Annotated in this window: 16 protein-coding genes and 1 tRNA gene; 8 read left to right on the top strand and 9 right to left on the bottom strand. The window is 72.2% G+C overall.

The window, feature by feature from the left end:
- Positions 1–62 precede the first annotated feature (62 nt).
- The 7 genes from MXD57_RS05050 to MXD57_RS05020 form a co-directional block, all read right to left on the bottom strand.
- A complete protein-coding gene (locus tag MXD57_RS05050) occupies positions 63–833 on the bottom strand; it encodes a TrmH family RNA methyltransferase (protein WP_250400046.1) in 771 nt (256 codons plus the stop codon).
- Positions 830–2,077 (bottom strand): HTTM domain-containing protein, encoded by a 1,248-nt coding sequence (locus tag MXD57_RS05045; protein ID WP_250400045.1) that lies wholly within the window; start codon positions 2,075–2,077, stop codon positions 830–832. Before MXD57_RS05045 ends, MXD57_RS05050 begins: the two co-directional genes overlap by 4 nt.
- The gene (locus tag MXD57_RS05040; protein WP_250400044.1) at positions 2,074–2,973 is read right to left on the bottom strand and encodes a DUF5819 family protein; all 900 of its coding nucleotides are present in this window, start codon (positions 2,971–2,973) and stop codon (positions 2,074–2,076) included. The genes MXD57_RS05045 and MXD57_RS05040 overlap by 4 nt, the downstream gene beginning before the upstream one ends.
- Positions 2,974–3,242: 269 nt before the next feature.
- Complete coding sequence (locus MXD57_RS05035; protein ID WP_250400076.1) at positions 3,243–3,572, bottom strand: rhodanese-like domain-containing protein; 330 nt, start codon at positions 3,570–3,572, stop codon at positions 3,243–3,245.
- A 48-nt stretch (positions 3,573–3,620) separates the two neighbouring features.
- Positions 3,621–4,433 carry a hypothetical protein gene (locus MXD57_RS05030; protein WP_250400043.1) on the bottom strand — a complete coding sequence of 271 codons (813 nt, stop codon included), beginning with the start codon at positions 4,431–4,433 and terminating at the stop codon, positions 3,621–3,623.
- 49 nt (positions 4,434–4,482) lie between these two features.
- Positions 4,483–4,959: a hypothetical protein gene (locus MXD57_RS05025; RefSeq protein WP_250400042.1), complete on the bottom strand. Its 477-nt coding sequence runs from the start codon at positions 4,957–4,959 to the stop codon at positions 4,483–4,485.
- 13 nt (positions 4,960–4,972) lie between these two features.
- Positions 4,973–6,415 carry a DUF2252 domain-containing protein gene (locus tag MXD57_RS05020; protein ID WP_250400041.1) on the bottom strand — a complete coding sequence of 481 codons (1,443 nt, stop codon included), beginning with the start codon at positions 6,413–6,415 and terminating at the stop codon, positions 4,973–4,975.
- Positions 6,416–7,201: 786 nt separating this feature from the next.
- On the opposite strand from MXD57_RS05020, the gene MXD57_RS05015 reads away from it, so the two are divergent.
- Both MXD57_RS05015 and MXD57_RS05010 read left to right on the top strand, forming a co-directional pair.
- Positions 7,202–9,154 (top strand): potassium channel family protein, encoded by a 1,953-nt coding sequence (locus MXD57_RS05015; RefSeq protein WP_250400040.1) that lies wholly within the window; start codon positions 7,202–7,204, stop codon positions 9,152–9,154.
- A 252-nt stretch (positions 9,155–9,406) separates the two neighbouring features.
- The gene (locus MXD57_RS05010) at positions 9,407–10,288 is read left to right on the top strand and encodes a potassium channel family protein (RefSeq protein WP_250400039.1); all 882 of its coding nucleotides are present in this window, start codon (positions 9,407–9,409) and stop codon (positions 10,286–10,288) included.
- A gap of 162 nt (positions 10,289–10,450) precedes the next feature.
- Here the strand turns inward: MXD57_RS05010 and MXD57_RS05005 are convergent, their stop codons facing one another.
- Both MXD57_RS05005 and MXD57_RS05000 read right to left on the bottom strand, forming a co-directional pair.
- Positions 10,451–11,845, bottom strand: coding sequence for an amino acid permease (locus MXD57_RS05005; protein WP_250400038.1), 1,395 nt, complete (start codon positions 11,843–11,845; stop codon positions 10,451–10,453).
- 349 nt (positions 11,846–12,194) lie between these two features.
- Positions 12,195–12,278 (bottom strand) — tRNA-Leu (locus tag MXD57_RS05000).
- A gap of 406 nt (positions 12,279–12,684) precedes the next feature.
- On the opposite strand from MXD57_RS05000, the gene MXD57_RS04995 reads away from it, so the two are divergent.
- The 6 genes from MXD57_RS04995 to pknB all read left to right on the top strand — a co-directional run bounded on the left by MXD57_RS04995 (position 12,685) and on the right by pknB (position 20,863).
- Positions 12,685–13,542 carry an FhaA domain-containing protein gene (locus MXD57_RS04995; RefSeq protein ID WP_250400037.1) on the top strand — a complete coding sequence of 286 codons (858 nt, stop codon included), beginning with the start codon at positions 12,685–12,687 and terminating at the stop codon, positions 13,540–13,542.
- A gap of 10 nt (positions 13,543–13,552) precedes the next feature.
- Positions 13,553–14,068: an FHA domain-containing protein FhaB/FipA gene (locus MXD57_RS04990; RefSeq protein ID WP_250400036.1), complete on the top strand. Its 516-nt coding sequence runs from the start codon at positions 13,553–13,555 to the stop codon at positions 14,066–14,068.
- Between the two features lie 92 nt (positions 14,069–14,160).
- Positions 14,161–15,738 carry a Stp1/IreP family PP2C-type Ser/Thr phosphatase gene (locus tag MXD57_RS04985; RefSeq protein WP_250400035.1) on the top strand — a complete coding sequence of 526 codons (1,578 nt, stop codon included), beginning with the start codon at positions 14,161–14,163 and terminating at the stop codon, positions 15,736–15,738.
- Positions 15,739–15,765: 27 nt separating this feature from the next.
- Positions 15,766–17,217, top strand: coding sequence for an FtsW/RodA/SpoVE family cell cycle protein (locus MXD57_RS04980; RefSeq protein WP_250400034.1), 1,452 nt, complete (start codon positions 15,766–15,768; stop codon positions 17,215–17,217).
- On the top strand, positions 17,214–18,692 hold the full coding sequence (locus MXD57_RS04975; RefSeq protein WP_250400033.1) for a peptidoglycan D,D-transpeptidase FtsI family protein: 1,479 nt from the start codon (positions 17,214–17,216) through the stop codon (positions 18,690–18,692). Before MXD57_RS04980 ends, MXD57_RS04975 begins: the two co-directional genes overlap by 4 nt.
- A gap of 173 nt (positions 18,693–18,865) precedes the next feature.
- Positions 18,866–20,863 carry a Stk1 family PASTA domain-containing Ser/Thr kinase gene (pknB, locus tag MXD57_RS04970; protein ID WP_250400032.1) on the top strand — a complete coding sequence of 666 codons (1,998 nt, stop codon included), beginning with the start codon at positions 18,866–18,868 and terminating at the stop codon, positions 20,861–20,863.
- Positions 20,864–20,967: the final 104 nt, after the last annotated feature.

Below are 20,967 nucleotides of genomic sequence, written 5' to 3'. Positions count from 1 at the left end.
GCGACGGGCGGCGGGAGTGCCCGCCGGGCGTCGCGACGGGGCGAACCCCGGCCGACGCGGCACTAGGAACTGATCGCCGGGGGCGCCGTCGCCGCGCCCCCGGTGGCACTCCAGTGGTACAGCGTCATGGCCACGCTGGTGGCCAGGTTGTAGCTGGAGACCTGGGGGCGCATCGGCAGTGCCAGCAGACGGTCGGCGCGCCCGCGCACCTCGGGCGACAGGCCGCTGCGCTCCGAGCCGAAGGCCAGCACGGCGTCGTCGGGCAGCGCGACCCCACGGATGTCCTCGCCCTCCGGGTCGAGGGCGAACAGCGGTCCGGCGGGCAGCTCGTCGGCCCCGAGCCGCTCCACGGTCGTGGCGAAGTGCAGTCCCGCACCGCCGCGCACCACGGTGGGGTGCCAGGGGTCGAGCGTGCCCGTGGTGACCACCCCGGTCACCCCGAAGCCGGCGGCCAGCCGGATCACCGCGCCGGCGTTGCCCAGGTTCCGCGGGTCGTCGAGGACCACGACGGGCGCCGGGCGCGGGGTACGGGCGAGCGAGCGCAGACCGGCCGCCCGGGACGGCCGCGCGGCCAGCGCCGCCACTCCGGTCGGATGGGGCCGCGGCACGAGCGAGGCGTACGCCGCGGCGGACACCTCGGTCAGCAGCTCGTCCAGGGTGTCCCTGACGTCCGCGGCCAGTTCCTCGGCGAGGGCGAGCGCCGCCCCGCGGTCGGTGGTGACCGCCACCGGGACCTGGGCGCCGAAGCGCAGCGCGTGCTTGAGGGCGTGGAAGCCGTCCAGCAGCACGGCGGTACCGGCGCCGGCCCGCCAGCGGGCCAGGGGATCGGTCATGCGTTGAACCCTACGTGGCCCGGCGCCCGCTCCCGGGCCGCGCCCGGGGCGCTCTCCCCGGGGGCGCGCGGCGCAGGCAGCACCGGGTCCTCGTGCCGGCCGCGCCGCACCAGCCGCTCACGCGCGCGTGCCGCCCACCCGCCGAGCAGCAGCAGGACGGACGTCGGCAGGAAGACGGCGTCGGCCGTGATCATGGCCAGCGAGAAGAACGGCAGCCCGAGGACGACCGCGATCACCGCGTGTTCGAGCATCATCAGCACCAGCAGGACGTTCTTCACCCGCCGGTTGAACAGCGTGAACGGGAAGGCGACCTGCACCATGACCGTGCCGTAGGTCACCACCATCATGATGGTGCCGCTGGACGACATCAGGTCGGCGAGGGCCGGCCAGGGCGAGAAGTAGTCCAGGTGGAGCGGGTAGTAGACGGCGGTGCCGTCCTGCCAGCGCGAGCCCTGGATCTTGTACCAGCCGGCCGTGGCGTAGATCAGGCAGGCCTCTGCCATGATCACGAACAGGGCGGCGTTGTGCAGGACGTTGGCGATCACGTCCAGCAGGATCCGCGGTTCCGGGGACCTCGCCCGGCGGCACACCAGCGCCCACAGGCCGAGCACGGCCCAGACCGTCCACAGCAGCGCGGGCAGCAGCCGGCCGTTGTCGAACAGCCGGCCCGTCAGTGTCACCCAGACGAGCACCAGCCCCAGCACCGCCCACAGCACCGGCCCCAGCCGGTCGGGGCGGACCCGCTCCCCGCGCGCGCGTGCCGACGCCTCGCGGTCCGCCCGCCGGGCGTCGAGCGACCACACCCGGCCGCAGCGGGTGAACACCAGGTAGAAGGACATCAGGTGCAGGACGTTGTCGCCGCCGTCGCCCATGAAGACGCTGCGGTTCTGCAGCGACAGCACACCCACCATGAACAGCACGGACGCGGTCCGGGTGCGCCAGCCGAGCAGCAGCGCGGCCGTGGCGAGGATCGCCAGCACGTAGAAGATCTCGAACCAGGCCGCCGTGCCGGACCACATCAGGGCCGTGAAGGCGTGGTTGTCGTCGGTGAGCTGCCGGGCGAGGTCCCAGCCCCAGGGGCCGTCGGGCCCGTACATCTCCCGGCGGTGCGGGAACTCGCGCAGCAGGAACAGCAGCCAGGTACCGGAGAAGCCGATGCGGATCACCGCGCTCTGGTACCGGCCGAGGGGCGACTCGGTGACACGGGCGATGCCCCGCGAGAGCGTCAGGGACAGACCGTTCACGCCACACCTCCCGCGGCCTCGTCGGCGGTCACCGTCCACCAGGGCAGCACGCGGTAGACGGGCTTGCCCGAGAACCGTTCACGGCTCCACACGGGCGGCTGCACATTGGTGGTCCGGGAGCGGACCTGCACGCGCTGGACGACTCCCCGGCGGCCGATCGCGTCCTCCCGGTACAGGCGCATCGTCACGATCCGGCGCATGTACGTCTCGGACAGCGCGCCGCGCAGGCCCACGGGCCGGTTGTCGGTGCCGTGCGTGGCGGCGAGGAAGTCCCAGGCCCGGCGAAGCTCGTTCTGCTGGGTGTGGCTCGGCAGCAGGTTGCCGTCGATCGCGGCGCCGTCGCGGGCGGACAGGTCCGTCCAGCCGGTGGTGCGCAGATCACCGTCCTCCGTGCGCACCTCGGCGCGGACCTGCACGGCTATGTTCTGCTGCAACGGGTTCGGTGCGAACAGCTTCCAGTTCTGCTCGAACTCCGGGTACACCCACTCCTCGATCGCCTTGCCGTGCTGCTTGGTCACCGTGTTCGCGGGCGCGACGCTCAGGAACACCATCGCCAGGTGCACACAGGCGGCTACGGCGACGGCCGCGAGCGCCACCGCGGCGCCGACCTGGTAGCGGAGGGAGAGGGCGGCGACGCCGGTACGGGGCGGGGCGGGCGGGGCATCGACCGGCCCGGCGCCGCCGACGGCGCGGTCCGGGTCCACGGAGGGCTGCCCGGCCGCGCGGGCGGCCACGGCCGAGGACGCGTCCGCGACCGCGACCGCGCCGAGAGGCGGGCCGCTTCCCTCCTCGGCTCCCGGCCGCCGGTGCTTGTCCGTGCCGCTCTCCGGGAGACGCGCCCCCGTCGACCCGTCCGGCCCCCGCCGGTAGCGCGAGTCCTCGTCGTACGCGTCCATTCCGCCCCGATCCCCGATTTTCCGCCGACGTCGTACGGCCACCCGCCACAGGCGCCGCATGGTGCACGGGCACCACCGCGCGGCGCCCGCACGGAACGGTACTCAGCCGCGCCCACCGGACACAGCCCCGGGGAACCTCCGAAGGCCGTGGCCATCGCCACGCCGGCCACCCGGACGGACGTCGGTCCGGAGGTCGGTCCAGCCGGCCGGGTCCGGGCCGACTCGAACCGGCCGACTCGAACCGGACGCCTCGAACCGGACGTCGCGGATCAGACCACGGCGCCCGGCGTCCCGCCGGCGGTGATCACGGGACGGCCCGCGGCCTGCCAGACCTGCATACCGCCGTCGACGTTCACCGCGTCGACGCCCTGCTGGATCAGATACATCGTGACCTGCGCCGAACGCCCCCCGGACCGGCAGATCACATGGACCCGGCCGTCCCTCGGGGCGGCCTCGGTCAGCTCGCCGTACCGGGCCACGAAATCGCTCATGGGGATGTGCAGCGCGCCGCCGGCGTGACCGGCCTGCCACTCCTCGTCCTCGCGGACGTCCAGCAGGAAGTCGTCGTCGTTGAGGTCGGTGACCCCGACGGTGGGCACCCCAGCTCCAAAACTCATGTCCCCGACGCTACCGGAAGGACGGCCGGGTCAGTCCTGGGCCCGCAGGGCCGCCAGTTCCGTCTCCCGCTGCTCGATGTCGGCGCGCAGCCGGCCGGCGATCTCGTCGAGCAGACCGTCGGGGTCGTCCGGGGCCAGCCGCAGCATGCCGGCGATGGCACCCTCCTCGAGCTCGCGGGCGACCAGCGTGAGCAGCTCCTTGCGCTGGGAGAGCCACTCCAGCCGGGCGTACAGCTCGTCGGCGGGGCTCGGCCGGCGCTCGGGCGGCACCGGGCCCGCCGCCCACTCCTCGGCCAGTTCCCTGAGCAGCGCCTCGTCGCCGCGGGCGTACGCGGCGTTGACGCGGCTGATGAACTCCTCGCGCCGCTGCTGCTCGTCCTCCGCCTGCGCGAGATCGGGGTGGGCCTTGCGGGCCAGCTCGCGGTAGAGCTTGCGGGCCTCCTCGCTGGGCCGCACCCGCTCGGGCGGGCGTACCGCCTGGTCGGTGAGCATGGCGGAGGCCTCCGGGAACAGGCCGTGGCCGTCCATCCAGCCGTGCAGCAGCTCCTCGACTCCGGGGATCGGCAGCACGTGCGCCCGGGCCTCCTCGGCGCGGCGGATGTCCTCCGGGTCCCCGGTACGGGCGGCCTTCGCCTCGGCGATCTCCGCGTCCAGGTGCTCGATGCGCAGATAGAGCGGGCCGAGCTTCTGCTCGTGCAGCCGCGAGAAGTTCTCGACCTCGACGCGGAACGTCTCCACGGCGATCTCGTACTCGATCAACGCCTGCTCGGCTGCCCGTACGGCCTGTTCCAGCCGTTCCTCGGGCCGCGGCGCCTGGGACTGCTCAGCTTCCGGGGTCGTCACCCGACCAGCGTAGGCCACGGCCGGAACCCGGTGCCGCGCACGACCCGGTTCAGGCGCGCGGCACCGCGTCGGGGCAGTCGGCCGGTATCCACTCGGCCACCAGGTCACGGCAGGCGACCACCAGCGTGCCCGGCCGGCAGGCCAGCTCGTGGGTGCAGCCCCCCGGACCCGGCAGGATCTCGTCGAGGATCACATCACCGAGCGAGGCGGGGTCGCAGCTGCCCAGGACGTCGGACTGGAAGCGGGAGACCCCGCTGTAACGGACGAGGAGGTCCTCGTCGTGCTTGAAGCAGTCGTGCCGGAAGCGGATCTCGACGTCCCCGCCCGCGCCGCGGCGCACCCGCGACGGCCGCAGGTCCTGCACACAGCGTCGGCCGCCGAAGTCGTAGTGCCCGGGGTCGATCGCGAACGCCCGGGCACCCGGCGGCAGTTCGGCCGCGAGGACGGGCAGCCGCTCGAGGTAGGGCCGGGGGTCGGCGAACCCCGCCCCCTCCCCCTCACGATCGCTCAGCTCGACGTACTTCATCACGCCACCCCCGTCACACGCCCGTCTCGGCCGCGATCCGCCCCGCCCGCACCCCAGCGACCAGTTCCCCGTGATCCGCCTCCGTTCGGTCGGCGTAGGCGACGGCGAAGGCGGCGACCGCCTCGTCCAGCTCCTCGTTCTTGCCGCAGTAGCCGGCGATCAGGCGCGGGTCGGCGCTGTGGGCGTGCGCGCGGGCCAGCAGGGCGCCGGTCATGCGGCCGTAGTCGTCGATCTGGTCCGCGGCGAGCGCGGCCGGGTCCACGCTGCCCTTGCGGTTGCGGAACTGGCGCACCTGGAAGGGCCGCCCGCCGACCGTGGTCCAGCCGAGCAGGATGTCGCTGACCACTTGCATCCGCTTCTGGCCGAGAACGACCCGGCGCCCCTCGTGCTCCACCGCCGGCGTCTGGAAACCGGCCGCGGCCAGATGCGGGGCGAGCGCCGGCGGACGCGCCTCCTTCACCTGGAGCACCAGCGGCTCCCCGCGGTGGTCCAGCAGCAGGACCACGTACGAGCGGGTGCCCACGCTGCCCGTGCCGACCACGCGGAAGGCCACGTCGTGCACCGCGTGCCGGGCCAGCAGCGGCAGCCGGTCCTCGGGGAGGGTGGCCGCGTACGCCTCCAGGGCGGCCGCCACCGCGGCCGCCTCCGCGTCCGGGACCCGGCGCAGCACCGGCGGCGCGTCGACGAAGCGTCGTCCGCCGCCGTCGGTCTCCTCCGTCGACTTGGCCGCGAACCGGCCGCTGGTGTTGGCCCGTGCCTTCTCCGAGACCCGCTCGAGCGTGCCGAGCAGGTCATGGGCGTCCGTGTGGGAGACCAGTTCCTCGTCCGCGATGGCGTTCCAGGCGTCCAGCACGGACAGCTTGGCCAGCAGCCGCATGGTCCGCCGGTAGGCGCCCACCGCGTCCTGGGCGGCCTCCCGGCAGTCGTCCTCGTCGGCGCCCGCCTCCCGTCCGGCCAGCACCAGGGAGGCCGCGAGCCGCTTGAGGTCCCACTCCCACGGTCCGTGCACCGTCTCGTCGAAGTCGTTGAGGTCGATGACCAGGCTGCCGCGGGCGTCCCCGTACAGGCCGAAGTTCCCCGCGTGCGCGTCCCCGCATATCTGGGCGCCGATGCGGGTCATCGGCGTGCGGGCCAGGTCGTACGCCATGAGACCGGCGGAGCCGCGCAGGAAGGCGAACGGGGTGGCCGCCATCCTTCCCACCCGTATCGGCGTCAGCTCGGGGATGCGGCCGGCGTTGGACTCCACGACCGCGGTGACCGCGTCCGGGCGGCCGGCGTCCAGGTCGAGGACGCGGTGGGCGTCACGTGGGACGGCGGAGCGCAGCGCCTTGCCCTGCTTCTTGGGCGAACCCTGCGGCGGCCACTGGGCGAAGCCGCGCACCCGCGGCAACCGGGGCGGCTGCGCCTCCCGCCCGGGCACCTCCCGCTCCGCCGCCTCCGCACCGGATCCCGTCATCAGGACCGCCTCCCCCACCCGCACGCTCGAACATCAACTCGTGCAGACCGTACAGCCGTCGGCCGGAACGCGTCAGACCCTGTGGACAACCGAGGGCCGGTGGAAGGCGCCGTCCCCCGCACCGCCGCCGCACCGGAGAGCCCTGCGCACCGTGAGGACCGGCCCGGACGGCCACGGGCCCACCGCTCGGACCCGGGCCCCGCGGCCGCCGTTCCGTCGTGGCGCCCCGACGGAACTGGTGCGGCTGGCCCAGCGTGTACGCGGCACCGGTGCCGGGTTCGGGGCCTCGTTCTCCTTGAGGTCCGAGGCGAGGATGCGCCCGATGCCCCCGCTGGCAAGCTGTTCCAGGACGACGTACGGCCCGAAGCGCTCGACCGGCATCTCCACCCCCTTGCGAAGCCGGCTTCAGTACGGCCCGCCTCCGCCCACCGGCAGCAGGAACCGCCGGGAAGGTCGCACGCCACGAAAGAGGCCGCAGCGAAACGGCCGCGGGCGAAGGGCCGCGGACGCGGACGCCCCGCGCCGGGGCGCTCTCCCCGGAACCGGCCGGACCGCCGCTGGGCCCGCGAGACCCGGCACCGGGAACCCGCCGCCGGGGCGATCAGCCGCGGCATGCCGGGAACCGGCAACCTCCGGCGCCCCGGAAGTGCCCGGCACGCACCTCCAGCCGCGTGCCGGAAGCGACTACATTGCGCAGCGGTGTGCCGGGAAGCCTGGTCGGCGATTCGGAAGGGCGTGGTGGCACCACCTCGATCCGCCCCGTCTGTCCCGGAGGTGCCGGAAGGCATGGCCCTGATCCCCCAGCCCCCGCAGGGCGTCCCCAGGGCGGGACACATGATCGTCTGCGGGGACGACGCGCTGGCCGAGCGGCTGGCCGCCGAGCTCACGACGGTGTACCGGGAGCGCGTCACCCTCGTCGTACCGCCCACACGGACGAACGGCTCCCCCACGACACGGCGTGCCGCGGCTCTGGTCAGCCGGGTACAGGCCGTCATGAACCGTGCGGAGACCTCGGCCGCCGATCAGGACCCCGCCGCCCCGCACGTGATCGAAGCGGCCGACCCCGACGAGGCCACCCTGACCGCGGCGGCCGTGCGGGACGCCGCCGCGCTGGCGCTGGTCCACGACGACGACGAGACCAACATCCACGCCGCACTGGCCGCCCGCCGCCTCAACCCGCGCCTGCGTCTGGTCATCCGCCTCTACAACCGCCGGCTGGGCCAGCACCTGGAGGAACTCCTCGACCAGGCCGCCGTCCTCGCCGTGCCCGGTCTGGATCCGGACGCCCTGGACACCTCCACCACCGTCCTGTCGGACGCCGACACCGCGGCGCCCGCCCTGGCGGCCACCGCCGTCGCCGGCACGAGCAAGGTCGTCCAGGCCGACGGCCTGCTGCTGCGTGCGGTGGAGCGCACGCCGCCCGGCGACAGCCAGGTCGCCGACACCGGCATGTGCACACTGGCTCTGCTGTCGTCCACGACCAGCGACCCGGCGGGAGCCGAGGGCTCGGACACCAGCGGCCGGGAGGCCCCCCTGCTGCTGCCGGACGACGACGCGGTCGCCGCCGCCAGGGGACGCGGCATGGTCGTCCTGGAAGCAGTCGCCCACACCGCCCCCGCCCCGCCGCCGCGCCGCCTGACCGGCCGGGCGGTGCCGGTCGGCGCGCTGTTCTCGCGCAGGCTGCTCTGGTCGCTGGCCGGGCTCGCGGCCTGTGTGCTGGGGGTGGCCGTCGCGACGTGGCTGACCACCGGCGATCACCCGGTGCACGCCGCCTACCTCACCGTGCTCGACGTCTTCGCCATCGACGACCCGGCCCTCGACGGGCCCCTGGCCCGCCAGCTCCTCCAGCTCATCGCCGGCCTGGCGGGTCTGCTGTTCCTGCCCGTGCTGCTCGCGGCCGTCCTGGAGGCGCTCGGCACCTTCCGGACCGCCTCCGTCCTGCGCCGCCCGCCACGCGGCCTGGCAGGCCACGTCGTCCTGCTCGGCCTGGGCAAGGTGGGCACCCGTGTCCTGGCCCGGCTGACGGAGCTGCGCATCCCCGTGGTCTGCGTGGAGAAGGATCCGGACGCGCGGGGCATCCCGCTCGCCCGCCGGCTGCGCGTGCCCACGGTCATCGGAGACGTGACCGAGGAAGGCGTCCTGGACTCGGCCGAGATCCGGCGCGCCCACTCCCTGCTCGCGCTGGCCAGCAACGACACGACGAACCTGGAAGCGGCCCTGTACGCGCGCTCCGTCAGGCCGGACCTGCGGGTGACCCTGCGGCTGTACGACGACGGCTTCGCCGCGGTCGTCCACCGGACCCTGCGTGCCGCCCACCCCCGGGCCGTCACCCGCAGCCGGAGCGTCTCCACCCTCGCGGCTCCCGCCTTCGCGGGTGCCATGATGGGCCGCCAGGTGCTCGGCGCGATCCCCGTGGAGCGCCGCGTGCTGCTCTTCGCCGCGCTGAACGTCGCGGGCCACTCGCAGTTGGAGGGGCGCACCATCGCCGAGTCGTTCCGGCCCGGGTCCTGGCGCGTCCTGGCGCTGGACACGGCCGCGCCGGGCGAACGGCTCCCCGACCTCGCCGCGACACCGGCCCCCGACCGCACCGGCCGCGTCGGCGGACTCGTGTGGGACCTGCACCCCGGCTACGTGCTGCGCGCCGAGGACCGGGTGGTGCTCGCGGCGACCCGCCAGGGACTGGCCGAACTCCTCGGCCGGCAGCCACGGGCGCGGACCCGACTCGTGGGGGAACCGTAGACGCGCGAGGGAAGCCCCGGCCGATCCCGTGACGGACGGCCCCGCGCCACCGCGTCCCGGCCTCCCACCAGCCCACCGGCACCCCGGCACCCCGGCACCCCGGCACCCCGGCACCCCGGCACGGAACGCCGCGATCGGGCCGTCGAAACGGCCCGATCGGGCGGGGGACCGCGCACCGGGCGCGGCGCGTGATCCTTCCGGGGCGGGCCGGGCTCCATGCTGGACCCGAGGCGGACGAGTCCGGGAGGTTCCATGGAATGGCTGGTCACACTGGTCGGCGCGGCGGTGGTGCTGATGATCCTGCGGGATGTGTTCCACACCCTGTGGCATCCCACCCGGCACGGGGGCCTGAGCCGGGCCGTCATGTCGGCGCTGTGGCGGCTGTCCACCCGAAGCCGCAGAGGCAGCAGGTCCGCCGGACTGGCCGGCCCGGTCGGCATGGTGTCCGTGGTGGCCACGTGGGCCTGCGCCGTGGCCGTGGGCTGGGCCCTGGTGTACTGGCCGCACATGCCGGAGGCCTTCATCTTCTCCGGCACGTCCGAGCCGTCCGAGTACTCGGGCCCGGTCGATGCCCTGTACCTGTCGCTGGTGACCGTCGCCACGCTCGGTCTCGGCGACATCGCGCCCTCCGCCGACTGGCTGCGCATCGTCGCACCGCTGGAGGCGCTGGTCGGCTTCGCCCTGCTGACCGCCACCGTCTCGTGGATCCTCGGCATCTACCCGGCCCTGGCCCGGCGGCGGGCGCTGGCCCTGCGCATCTCGCAGCTTCGCCGTGCCGATCCGACGGCCGGGCGACCGGCCTCCGACGCCGGTGCCCCCGACGTCGGTGCCGCCGTCCTCGGCCAGCTCGCCGCCGATGTCGCTCGTACCTGCGTGGACTTCCTGCAGTACCCCGAGTCCTACTACTTCCACGACGGCCCCGGTGAGATCTCGCTGGCCCTCACCCTGGACTACGCCGCCGACCTGGCCCAGCGGACGAGGCGGGCCGAGCACCCGGCCGACCGGAGCGCCGCGGCCGTGCTCGCCACCGCCCTCGACGACCTCGCCACGGTGCTCGACGAGCGCTTCCTGCACACCGGAGGCCCGCACCGGCGCGTCCTGGCCGCTTACGCCCGCGACCACGGGAACCCCTGAGAATCCCCTGGACGGCCGGCCCGGCCCGGGGCCGGAACGGACGACTCCGCCCGGGCCGCCGATGCGGGGCGCGCAGGCGCCCGGTGAACCGGCGCGAGGGCCGGATCCGCCGCCCTCCCCGAGTCCGGTCCCCTCGTTCCGGTCCGCCCCGGTCCGGTCCTCCTACGCCTCCGCCTGCGCCTCGACGTCCTCGATGCCGCTGGGCCGTCCGGCCCGGTTCCAGCGGACGTACAGGCCGGCGGCGATGAGGAGCGTGGCCACCATCGACAGCACCGGCCAGCCGCGCAGCAGGTTCACCACGAGGGTGAAGGCCACAGCGGCCGCGGCGATCCCGTTGATCCAGGCCAGTGCGGGCTTGCTCTCGGTGCGGGCGAAGCGGCTCATGGCCAGCAGGCCCACCAGGAAGCTGACGAAGACCGCGACGGCGTAGAAGAGGACGAGTTCCTGCTCCTGGCCGGCCGCAGCGACGATGATCAGGGCGGCCGCGGCCAGGTAGACCACCACCGACCAGTAGGGGGTGTGGTGGCGGTTGGTCCGGCCGAGCACCGGCGGCAGCACGCCCGGCCGCTCCGGCGTGCCGGACAGGGCCTTCAGCAGACCGGGCCCGGCCTGGAAGGAGGAGCTCGCGGCGGCCAGCAGGAGCAGCGAGCTGGTGAGCTGGAAGGCGCCGTAGAGCCAGCCCGGGCCGGCCGAGGCGTGGGCGATGTCGGCGATCTGGGTGGAGTCGGCGCCGGGGATGCCGATGTGCAGCCGGACGGCGAGCACCGTCAGCGCGAGGGTGAGGCCGCCGACGATCACGACGAGCAGGGCCAGGGTGCCGCGGCCGAAGCGGCGGCGCTGGGCGTCGTCGAGCTGGCCGAGCTGGGCGATCGCGGTGGAGGGCGCCTCGACACCGGTGGCCAGGGCCATGGCCACCGGGAAGGCCAGCACCACCGCGAGCATCGCCGAGTGGCCGGGATCGTGCGTGGCCGCGACGTGGCCGGTGGCGTGGGGCGCGAAGAAGCCGAGGGACAGCACGGCCACCGAGACCACCACGAACGCCACGGTCATCACGGCGAACAGCAGCCGCCCACCGTGCCCGAACCAGGTAAGCCCGGCCACCACGACCAGCAGCACCAGCGCCAGCGGGACGCGGAAGGCCGCCAGCCCCGGGAAGAGGGCGATCACCGCGCTCGACGCCGCCGCGATCGAGATGCCGATGGTGAGGACGAAGTCGACCACCAGCGCGCCGATGGGCAGGAACGTCCACCGCGGCCCGAACGCCCGCGCGGCGGCCGCGGCCGCGCCGCCGCCCTTGGGGAAGCGGCGCACCAGTTGCCAGTAGTTGGCGGTGACCACGACGACCAGCCCGATGACCAGGCTCATCGTGGGCAGCAGCAGCGCCAGGTCCCCGTGCAGCGCACGCAGCGCGGCCTCGATCGCGTACGCGACGGAGGACACGGGATCGGCGATCACCGCGAAGGCGAATGCGAAGAAGAGGACGGACCGGCGCGGGACACGACCGTGCGGAGACACGGCGGTCGCCGATGCGACGGCATCCCGGGTACTGACAGCCACGCGAAGACCTCTCGGTGAGAGAAACAGGAGGGACCTCGCCGACCAGACTTCCCGGCACTCCGATGACCACACTACGCAAGGAGGCCATCGGCCCGCTGTCGGCGGACCGTCAAGGAAACGTCAAAGCGGGCGGGCCCCATCGACCGAGGTCCGCGGGCCGCACCACCCTGAGACCTTCCTCACAGCCACCGCGGCCCACCCCCGGAGCAACCGGAGATCCCCGCGCCCGGGCACGGACCGCGCACGGCCCATGTGTCTCTGCCCACAGAAACGGGAACGGGCGGCATCGTGATCACGATGCCGCCCGTTCCCTCAGTACAGCCGGAACACCTCGTCGGTGCTCCCTCTGTGCGCGAGGGGGGAGTTGAACCCCCACGCCCTTGCGGGCACTGGAACCTGAATCCAGCGCGTCTGCCTATTCCGCCACCCGCGCATTGGGTGTGTCCTCCGGCTCCGTTCCTTTCGGCCCGGCCCCTTCCGACATCGAGAACACTAGCACGGCGTACGGGGTCGATTCACATCCCTTACCTGCCGCCCGGCCGGGTAAGGAGAGCGCAGGTGAAGGCCCACGTATCAGGGAGTGCCTGTTCACGTATCAACCTCGTACCGGTCCCGGTCATCTGTCCAGGAGGCGGGCCGGGTCCGCAGCCGGGTGCGGGACACTGGTCCTTGCCCGCCTCTACGATCCTTGTCTGCAGGAGTTCGAAGGGGAGCCGCTGGGGGAACCGGCTGATTACCGGACGCGTAGATACGATCAGTGAGCAGTACGGGCGCGACAGCGGCCCACAGCAGGCACAGAGCAGGGCAAGGCACAACGGCAGCGACGGAGGAGGTGCCCCATGGGAGTCCTGAAGAAGTTCGAGCAGCGTCTCGAAGGTCTGGTCAACGGCACCTTCGCCAAGGTCTTCAAGTCCGAGGTCCAGCCGGTGGAGATCGCCGGCGCGCTCCAGCGGGAGTGCGACAACAACGCCACCATCTGGAACCGCGACCGCACGGTCGTGCCCAATGACTTCATCGTGGAGCTGAGCGCGCCCGACCACGAGCGCCTCAGCCCCTACTCCGGGCAGCTCGGCGACGAACTGGCCGGCATGGTGCGCGACTACGCCAAGCAGCAGCGCTACACCTTCATGGGCCCCATCAAGGTCAACCTGGAGAAGGCCGACGACCTGGACACCGGCCTGTACCGGGTGCGCAGCCGCACCCTGGCCTCCTCCAGCAGCCAGCAGGCGCCCGCCGGCCCGCCCGCCGGACGCCCCGGCCCCGCCGCCCAGGGCGGCGGCTACGGCTACCCGCCCGCCGCTCCCTCCGGAGCACCTCCCATGCCGTCCGCACCGCCGCCCGGCTCCCGCCCCGGCGGCTACGGGTACCCGCAGCCCGCCACCCAGCGGCCCGCGGCCGCGCCCATGAGCGGCGGACGCACCCGCTACTGGATCGAGATCAACGGCACCCGCCACCAGATCTCCCGCCCGACCCTGGTGCTGGGCCGCAGCACCGAGGCCGACGTGCGGATCGACGACCCCGGCGTCTCCCGCCGGCACTGCGAGATCCGGACCGGAACGCCCTCGACGATCCAGGATCTCGGCTCCACCAACGGCATCGTGGTGGACGGGCAGCACACCACCCGCGCTACGCTCCGCGACGGCTCGCGGATCGTCGTGGGCAGCACCACCATCATTTACCGGCAAGCCGAAGGGTGAAGCGGGGGCAATGTCAGAGCTGACCCTCACGGTCATGCGGCTGGGTTTCCTGGCCGTACTGTGGCTGTTCGTGATCGTGGCCGTGCAGGTCATCCGCAGTGACCTGTTCGGGACACGCGTCACCCAGCGCGGAGCGCGCAGGGAGGCGGCACGGCCGCAGCAGGCCGCCCGGCAGCAGGCCGCGCCCCCCCAGCAGCGCGGCCAGCAGGGCGGCGGCCGGCGCGGCCGCAACGCCCCCACCAAGCTGGTGGTGTCCGAGGGCACCCTGACCGGCACCACCGTCGCGCTGCAGGGCCAGACCATCACCCTGGGCCGGGCGCACGACTCCACGATCGTGCTGGACGACGACTACGCCTCCAGCCGCCATGCCAGGATCTACCCGGACCGCGACGGCCAGTGGATCGTCGAGGACCTCGGCTCCACCAACGGCACCTACCTGGACCGGTCCCGGCTGACGACCCCCACGCCGATCCCGCTGGGATCGCCGATCCGCATCGGCAAAACCGTCATCGAGCTGCGGAAGTAGTGCTACGTCATGAGTGAGCGCGAGCGGAGCGAGCACGCAGCGGCAGGCCGCACCCCGGTCTCCGGCGCGCTCCCGACCGGAGGGTGGGCAGTGTGGCTCGACACGACCGGCTGTACCCGGAGCCGACGGGCGAGGTGCGCATGAGTCTGTCACTGCGCTTCGCCGCCGGATCGCACAAGGGCATGATCCGGGAGGGCAACGAGGACTCCGGTTACGCCGGTCCCCGCCTGCTCGCGATCGCCGACGGCATGGGCGGCCAGGCGGCCGGCGAGGTCGCCTCCTCCGAGGTCATCTCCACCCTGGTCACGCTCGACGACGACGTCCCCGGCTCCGACATCCTCACCTCCCTCGGCCACGCCGTGCAGCGCGCCAACGACCAGCTGCGCACCATGGTCGAGGAGGACCCGCAGCTCGAGGGCATGGGCACCACGCTCACCGCCCTGCTGTGGACCGGGCAGCGGCTCGGCCTGGTGCACGTCGGCGACTCCCGCGCGTACCTGCTGCGCGACGGGGTGCTGACCCAGATCACCCAGGACCACACCTGGGTGCAGCGGCTCGTCGACGAGGGCCGCATCACCGAGGAAGAGGCCACCACCCACCCGCAGCGCTCCCTGCTGATGCGCGCCCTCGGCAGCGGCGACCACGTCGAGCCCGACCTGTCCATCCGCGAGGTCCGGGCCGGCGACCGCTACCTGATCTGCTCCGACGGCCTGTCCGGCGTCGTCTCCCACCAGACGATGGAGGAGACCCTCGCGAGCTACCAGGGCCCGCAGGAGACCGTGCAGGAGCTGATCCAGCTCGCGCTGCGCGGCGGCGGCCCGGACAACATCACCGTCATCATCGCCGACGTGCTCGACCTGGACACCGGCGACACCCTCGCCGGGCAGCTCTCCGACACCCCGGTCGTGGTCGGCGCCGTCGCCGAGAACCAGCACCACCTGCACGACAACGGCATCATGCAGACCCCGGCCGGCCGCGCCTCCCACCTGGGCCGCCAGGGGGGCGGGGGCGAGTTCGGCCCGCCCGGCTCCGGCGACGCCACCGGCTACGTCCCCACCGACGGCTACGGGGACTACACCGACGAGGACTTCACCAAGCCGCGCAAGAACCGCAGGTGGCTGAAGAGATCCTTCTACAGCGCCCTCGCCCTCGCCGTGATCGGCGGCGGCCTGTACGGCGGCTACCGCTGGACGCAGACCCAGTACTACGTCGGCGCCAACGGTGAGCACGTCGCCCTGTACCGCGGCATCAGCCAGGACCTGGCCTGGGTGTCGCTGTCCAAGGTGGAGAAGGACCACCCCGAGATCGAACTCAAGTACCTGCCGCCCTACCAGCAGAAGCAGGTCAAGAACACGATCACGGCAGTCGGCCTGGACCAGGCCCGGGCGAAGGTCGACGCCCTGGCCGTGCAGGCCTCCGCCTGCCGCAAGCAGGCGGAGCGCGCCGCCGCCGAGACGGAGAAGAACGCCAAGACCGGCGAGGGCGAGGCCGGCGGCACCACGGGAACCACCCCGGCCTCCTTCACGTCCAAGGCATCACCCACGCCGAATCCGTCGGCGTCGTCGAAGTCCCCGTCGTCCCCCTCGAAGTCCCCGACCGCCAAGCCCAGCCCCGGCCCGAGCCTCTCCGAGAATGAGCAGAAGGTCGTCGATCAGTGCGGCAAGCAGTGAGCACGCCGTGAGAGGCCCTGTCACACGATGAGCAGTACTTCGAACACACCGACGCACCACACGTCCACGATCGGCGCCATCGGCGCACCGAGCCGCCGCAACACCGAGCTGGCCCTGCTGGTCTTCGCGGTGGTCATCCCGGTGTTCGCCTATGCCAACGTGGGCCTGGCCATCGACGGATCGGTCCCGGCCGGCCTGCTCGGCTACGGCCTGGGCCTGGGCCTGCTGGCCGGCATCGCCCACCTCGTGGTGCGTAAGTTCGCCGCCTACGCCGACCCGCTGCTGCTGCCGCTGGCGACACTGCTGAACGGGCTCGGACTGGTGGTCATCTGGCGGCTGGACCAGTCGAAGCTGCTGCAGTCACTGCGCGGATTCTCCCCGGCCGCCCCCCGCCAGCTGCTGTACACCGCTTTCGGCATCGCCCTGTTCGCCGCCGTGCTGTTCTTCCTGAAGGACCACCGCGTCCTGCAGCGCTACACCTACATCTCCATGTTCGGCGCGCTGATCCTGCTCATCCTCCCGCTGATCCCCGGCCTCGGGGCCAACCTCTACGGCGCGAAGATCTGGATCCGCATCCCCGGCCTGGGCTCACTCCAGCCCGGCGAGTTCGCGAAGATCGTCCTGGCCGTGTTCTTCGCGGGCTACCTGATGGTCAAGCGCGACGCGCTGGCCCTCGCGAGCCGCCGCTTCATGGGCCTGTACCTGCCGCGCGGCCGTGACCTCGGCCCGATCCTCGTCGTCTGGGCGATCTCGATCCTCATCCTGGTCTTCGAGACCGACCTCGGTACGTCGCTGCTGTTCTTCGGCATGTTCGTGATCATGCTGTACGTCGCCACCGAGCGGACGAGCTGGATCGTCTTCGGTCTGCTGATGTCCGCAGTCGGCGCCGTCGGTGTGGCGAGCTTCGAGCCGCACATCCAGACGCGTGTACGGGCCTGGCTCGACCCGATGCGCGAGTACCAGCTCAGCCGTCAGGTCACCCACGACGGCATCCTCCACTCCGACCAGCTCCAGCAGTCCCTGTGGGCGTTCGGTTCCGGTGGCACCCTCGGCACCGGCTGGGGCCAGGGCCACTCCGACCTGATCAAGTTCGCCGCCAACTCCGACTTCGTCCTCGCGACCTTCGGCGAGGAACTGGGCCTCGCGGGCATCATGGCCATCCTCCTGGTCTACGGGCTGATCGTGGAACGCGGCGTACGCACCGCCCTCGCCGCCCGCGACCCGTTCGGCAAGCTGCTCGCCGTCGGCCTGTCCGGCGCCTTCGCCCTCCAGGTCTTCGTGGTGGCCGGCGGCGTCATGGGGCTCATCCCGCTGACCGGTATGACCATGCCGTTCCTTGCCTCGGGCGGTTCCTCCGTGCTGGCCAACTGGGCGCTGATCGCCATCCTGATCCGCATCAGCGACACCGCCCGCCGCCCGGCACCCGCCCCCGCCGCGAACCCCGACGCCGAGATGACCCAGGTGGTCCGCCCGTCATGAACAAGCCCCTGCGCCGAATCGCGATCTTCTGCGGCCTGCTCGTGCTGGCCCTGCTGATCCGCGACAACTACCTCCAGTACCTGAGGGCCGACCAGCTCTCCAGCGACAAGGACAACCGCCGGGTCACCATCGAGCGGTACGCCAACCCGCGGGGCGACATCATCGTGGACGGCAACCCCATAACCGGGTCGGTCGAGTCCAAGAGCGGCGACTTCAGGTACAAGCGCACCTACAAGGACGGGGCCATGTGGGCCCCGGTCACCGGCTACTCCTCGCAGGCATTCGGCGCCAACCAGCTGGAGAGCATCGAGGACGGCATCCTCACCGGCAACGACGACCGGCTCTTCTTCCGCAAGACCCTCGACATGATCACCGGCAAGGACCAGCAGGGCGGCAACGTCGTCACCACGCTCAACGCCGCCGCGCAGAAGGCCGCGTACAACGGCCTGAAGTCCCAGGGCGGCAAGGGCGCCGTGGTGGCCCTCGAACCCTCCACCGGCAAGATCCTGGCCCTGGCCTCCTACCCGTCGTACGACCCGTCGGCCTTCGCGGGCAACACGGACAAGGACTCCAAGGCCTGGAACAAGATCCTGAAGAAGAACGACCCGTCCGACCCGGCCCTCAACCGGGCACTGCGCGAGACCTACCCGCCGGGCTCCACCTTCAAGGTGGTCACCGCGGCGGCCGCGCTGGAGAACGGGCTGTACAAGTCGGCCGACGAGAAGACCGACTCGCCGCTGCCCTACATCATGAAGGGCACGACCACCGAGCTGAAGAACGAGGGCAACATCCCCTGCAAGGACGCCGACATGCGCGAGGCGCTGCGGGTGTCCTGCAACACCGTCTTCGGCAAGATCGGCGCCGACCTCGGCAACGAGAAGATGCTGGACGAGGCGAAGAAGTTCGGCTTCGACGCCGAGCAGTTCACCCCCGTCCGCTCCAGCGCCTCGGTGTTCTCCGACGACATGAACCCGTCGCAGACCGCACTGTCCTCCATCGGCCAGTACAACACCGCCGCCACCCCGCTGCAGATGGCGATGGTCGCCTCGGCCGTGGCCAACGACGGCAAGCTGATGAAGCCCTACATGGTCGACGAGCTGCAGTCCTCCAACCTCGACCCGGTCGCGAAGACCGACCCCGAGGAGCTGAGCCGGCCGCTGTCCCCGCAGAACGCGCAGATCCTGCAGTCGATGATGGAGACGGTCGTCAAGAGCGGTACGGGTCAGAAGGCGCAGATCGGTGACGGAGTGGTCGTCGGCGGCAAGACCGGTACCGCCCAGCACGGCGTGGCGAACAGCGCGAACCCCTACGCGTGGTTCATCTCCTACGCCAAGCTCAGCGACAACAGCTCGCCGGTCGCCGTGGCCGTGGTGGTCGAGGACGAGAACGCCAACCGTGACGACATCTCCGGCGGCGGCCTGGCCGCGCCGATCGCGAAGAACGTCATGGAGGCGGTCATCAACTCCAAGAAGTGAACCCGCTCACGTCCCCTTCACATCGTTGCACGTAGCGATACCGGTCCTGTATCGGGTTCCGGGCTTGGCCAGGGCGCACGGAGCGAGCCGGGTACGGTAGGCCCGGACGGCAGCCTCGGGCCGCACACGACATGTGCGCGGCCGAGACCGACGGAGAGGGCTGGTAGGTAGCTATGGAAGAGCCGCGTCGCCTCGGCGGCCGGTACGAGCTGGGCCAGGTGCTCGGTCGTGGTGGCATGGCGGAGGTCTACCTCGCGCATGACACCCGTCTCGGCCGCACCGTTGCGGTGAAGACGCTGCGCGCGGACCTCGCGCGCGATCCGTCCTTCCAGGCCCGGTTCCGCCGGGAGGCCCAGTCGGCCGCCTCGCTCAACCATCCCGCGATCGTCGCGGTCTACGACACGGGCGAGGACTACATCGACGGGGTCTCGATCCCGTACATCGTGATGGAGTACGTCGACGGCTCCACGCTCCGTGAGCTCCTCCACTCCGGTCGCAAGCTGCTGCCGGAGCGGACGCTGGAGATGACCATCGGCATCCTCCAGGCCCTGGAGTACTCGCACCGGGCCGGCATCGTCCACCGTGACATCAAGCCGGCCAACGTCATGCTGACCCGCAACGGCCAGGTCAAGGTCATGGACTTCGGCATCGCCCGCGCCATGGGCGACTCCGGCATGACCATGACCCAGACGGCGGCGGTCATCGGCACCGCCCAGTACCTCTCCCCGGAGCAGGCCAAGGGCGAGCAGGTCGACGCCCGCTCGGACCTCTATTCGACGGGCTGCCTCCTCTACGAACTGCTGACCGTCCGCCCGCCCTTCGTCGGCGACTCCCCCGTGGCCGTGGCCTACCAGCACGTCCGCGAGGAGCCGCAGGCTCCCTCGGTCTTCGACCCCGAGATCACGCCCGATATGGACGCCATCGTCCTGAAGGCGCTGGTCAAGGACCCGAACTACCGTTACCAGTCGGCCGACGAGATGCGCGCCGACATCGAAGCCTGCCTCGACGGCCAGCCGGTCGCCGCCGCGATGGGCGCCGCCGGCGCGGCGGGCTACGGCGGCTACCCCGACGACCAGCCGACGACGGCACTGCGGTCGGACGCGGGCGCGGGAGCGACCAGCATGCTCCCACCGATGAACCCCGACGACGGCGGATACGGCTACGACGACCGCCCGGACCGCCGCCGTCAGCAGAAGAAGAACAACTCCTCCACGATCCTCCTCGTGGTCGCGGGCATCCTGGTGCTCGTGGGCGCCGTCCTGATCGGGCAGTGGATCTTCAGCGGTCACGACGGCGAGAACGACACGTTCGCCGCCCCGTCCTTCGTCGGCAACAGCTACGCCACGGCCCAGAAGATGGCCGAGAACCGGAGCCTGAAGCTGGCGCCCCCCACGCGCAAGCCCTGCGAGAACCAGCCGAAGGGCAACGTCTGCGACCAGGACCCGACGGCGGGCTCGGACGTGAAGAAGGGCGACACCATCACCCTGGTGGTGTCCACGGGCGCGCCCAAGGTCACCGTCCCCGACGTCCTCGGCATCCAGTACGACCAGGCCGAGGCCCAGCTGAAGAAGAAGGGCTTCGAGGTCCAGAAGAAGACCGAGACGTCCACCCAGACCCCCGGCGTGGTCACCAAGCAGGACCCGGACGGCGGCACCAGCCGGCAGAAGGGCTCCACGATCGTCCTCACGGTCGCCAAGGCCGAGGAGAAGGTCGCGGTCCCGGACGTCACGGGCAAGACCTGTGACGAGGCCAAGGCCGAACTGCAGTCGAAGGGCCTGGCCCCCAACGCGACCTGCAACGACACCCCGACCGACAACCCCGACGACGACGGCAAGGTCCTCTCGACCACCCCGGCGGCGGGCAGCGAGGTCGCCAAGAACACCCCGGTGGCCATCAACGTCGGCAAGGTGCAGAACCAGCAGGTGCAGGTCCCGAACATCCAGGGCCAGAAGCTCAAGGACGCCAAGAGGATGCTGCAGCAGGCGGGCCTGCAGGTCGGCAACATCACCCCCACCCAGGACGACAACGCGATCGTCTTCACGTCGAACCCGGGCCAGGGGAGCACCGTCCAGCGCGGCTCGACCGTCGACCTGATCACCGTCGGCGGCCAGAACGGCAATAACGGCGGAAACGACGGCGGCACCAACTTCTTCGGCGGCGTCAGGGGCTGACGCCCGACACCACGAGCGGGCCCCTGCCGGAACCGTCCGGCAGGGGCCCGCTCGTTCTTCCGGTCGTCAGCCCGACGGAACGCGTGCGACGGCGGCGGTCCCAG

It is taken from the genome of Streptomyces cellostaticus, from assembly GCF_023630175.1.
Lineage (GTDB): Bacteria > Actinomycetota > Actinomycetes > Streptomycetales > Streptomycetaceae > Streptomyces > Streptomyces cellostaticus_A.
Note: the sequence above shows the minus strand (reverse complement) of the source record. Positions and strands in the feature narration are given on the sequence as shown.

What these genes read in the sequence shown, in the direction of transcription:
- MXD57_RS05020 (WP_250400041.1), bottom strand. Translation starts at nt 6,415, where the DNA reads ATGACGGGATCCGGTGCGGAGGCGGCGGAGCGGGAGGTGCCCGGGCGG.
- MXD57_RS05025 (WP_250400042.1), bottom strand. Translation starts at nt 4,959, where the DNA reads ATGAAGTACGTCGAGCTGAGCGATCGTGAGGGGGAGGGGGCGGGGTTC.
- MXD57_RS04990 (WP_250400036.1), top strand. Translation starts at nt 13,553, where the DNA reads ATGTCAGAGCTGACCCTCACGGTCATGCGGCTGGGTTTCCTGGCCGTA.
- MXD57_RS04980 (WP_250400034.1), top strand. Translation starts at nt 15,766, where the DNA reads ATGAGCAGTACTTCGAACACACCGACGCACCACACGTCCACGATCGGC.
- MXD57_RS05050 (WP_250400046.1), bottom strand. Translation starts at nt 833, where the DNA reads ATGACCGATCCCCTGGCCCGCTGGCGGGCCGGCGCCGGTACCGCCGTG.
- MXD57_RS04975 (WP_250400033.1), top strand. Translation starts at nt 17,214, where the DNA reads ATGAACAAGCCCCTGCGCCGAATCGCGATCTTCTGCGGCCTGCTCGTG.
- MXD57_RS05015 (WP_250400040.1), top strand. Translation starts at nt 7,202, where the DNA reads ATGGCCCTGATCCCCCAGCCCCCGCAGGGCGTCCCCAGGGCGGGACAC.
- MXD57_RS05040 (WP_250400044.1), bottom strand. Translation starts at nt 2,973, where the DNA reads ATGGACGCGTACGACGAGGACTCGCGCTACCGGCGGGGGCCGGACGGG.
- MXD57_RS05010 (WP_250400039.1), top strand. Translation starts at nt 9,407, where the DNA reads ATGGAATGGCTGGTCACACTGGTCGGCGCGGCGGTGGTGCTGATGATC.
- MXD57_RS04995 (WP_250400037.1), top strand. Translation starts at nt 12,685, where the DNA reads ATGGGAGTCCTGAAGAAGTTCGAGCAGCGTCTCGAAGGTCTGGTCAAC.
- pknB (WP_250400032.1), top strand. Translation starts at nt 18,866, where the DNA reads ATGGAAGAGCCGCGTCGCCTCGGCGGCCGGTACGAGCTGGGCCAGGTG.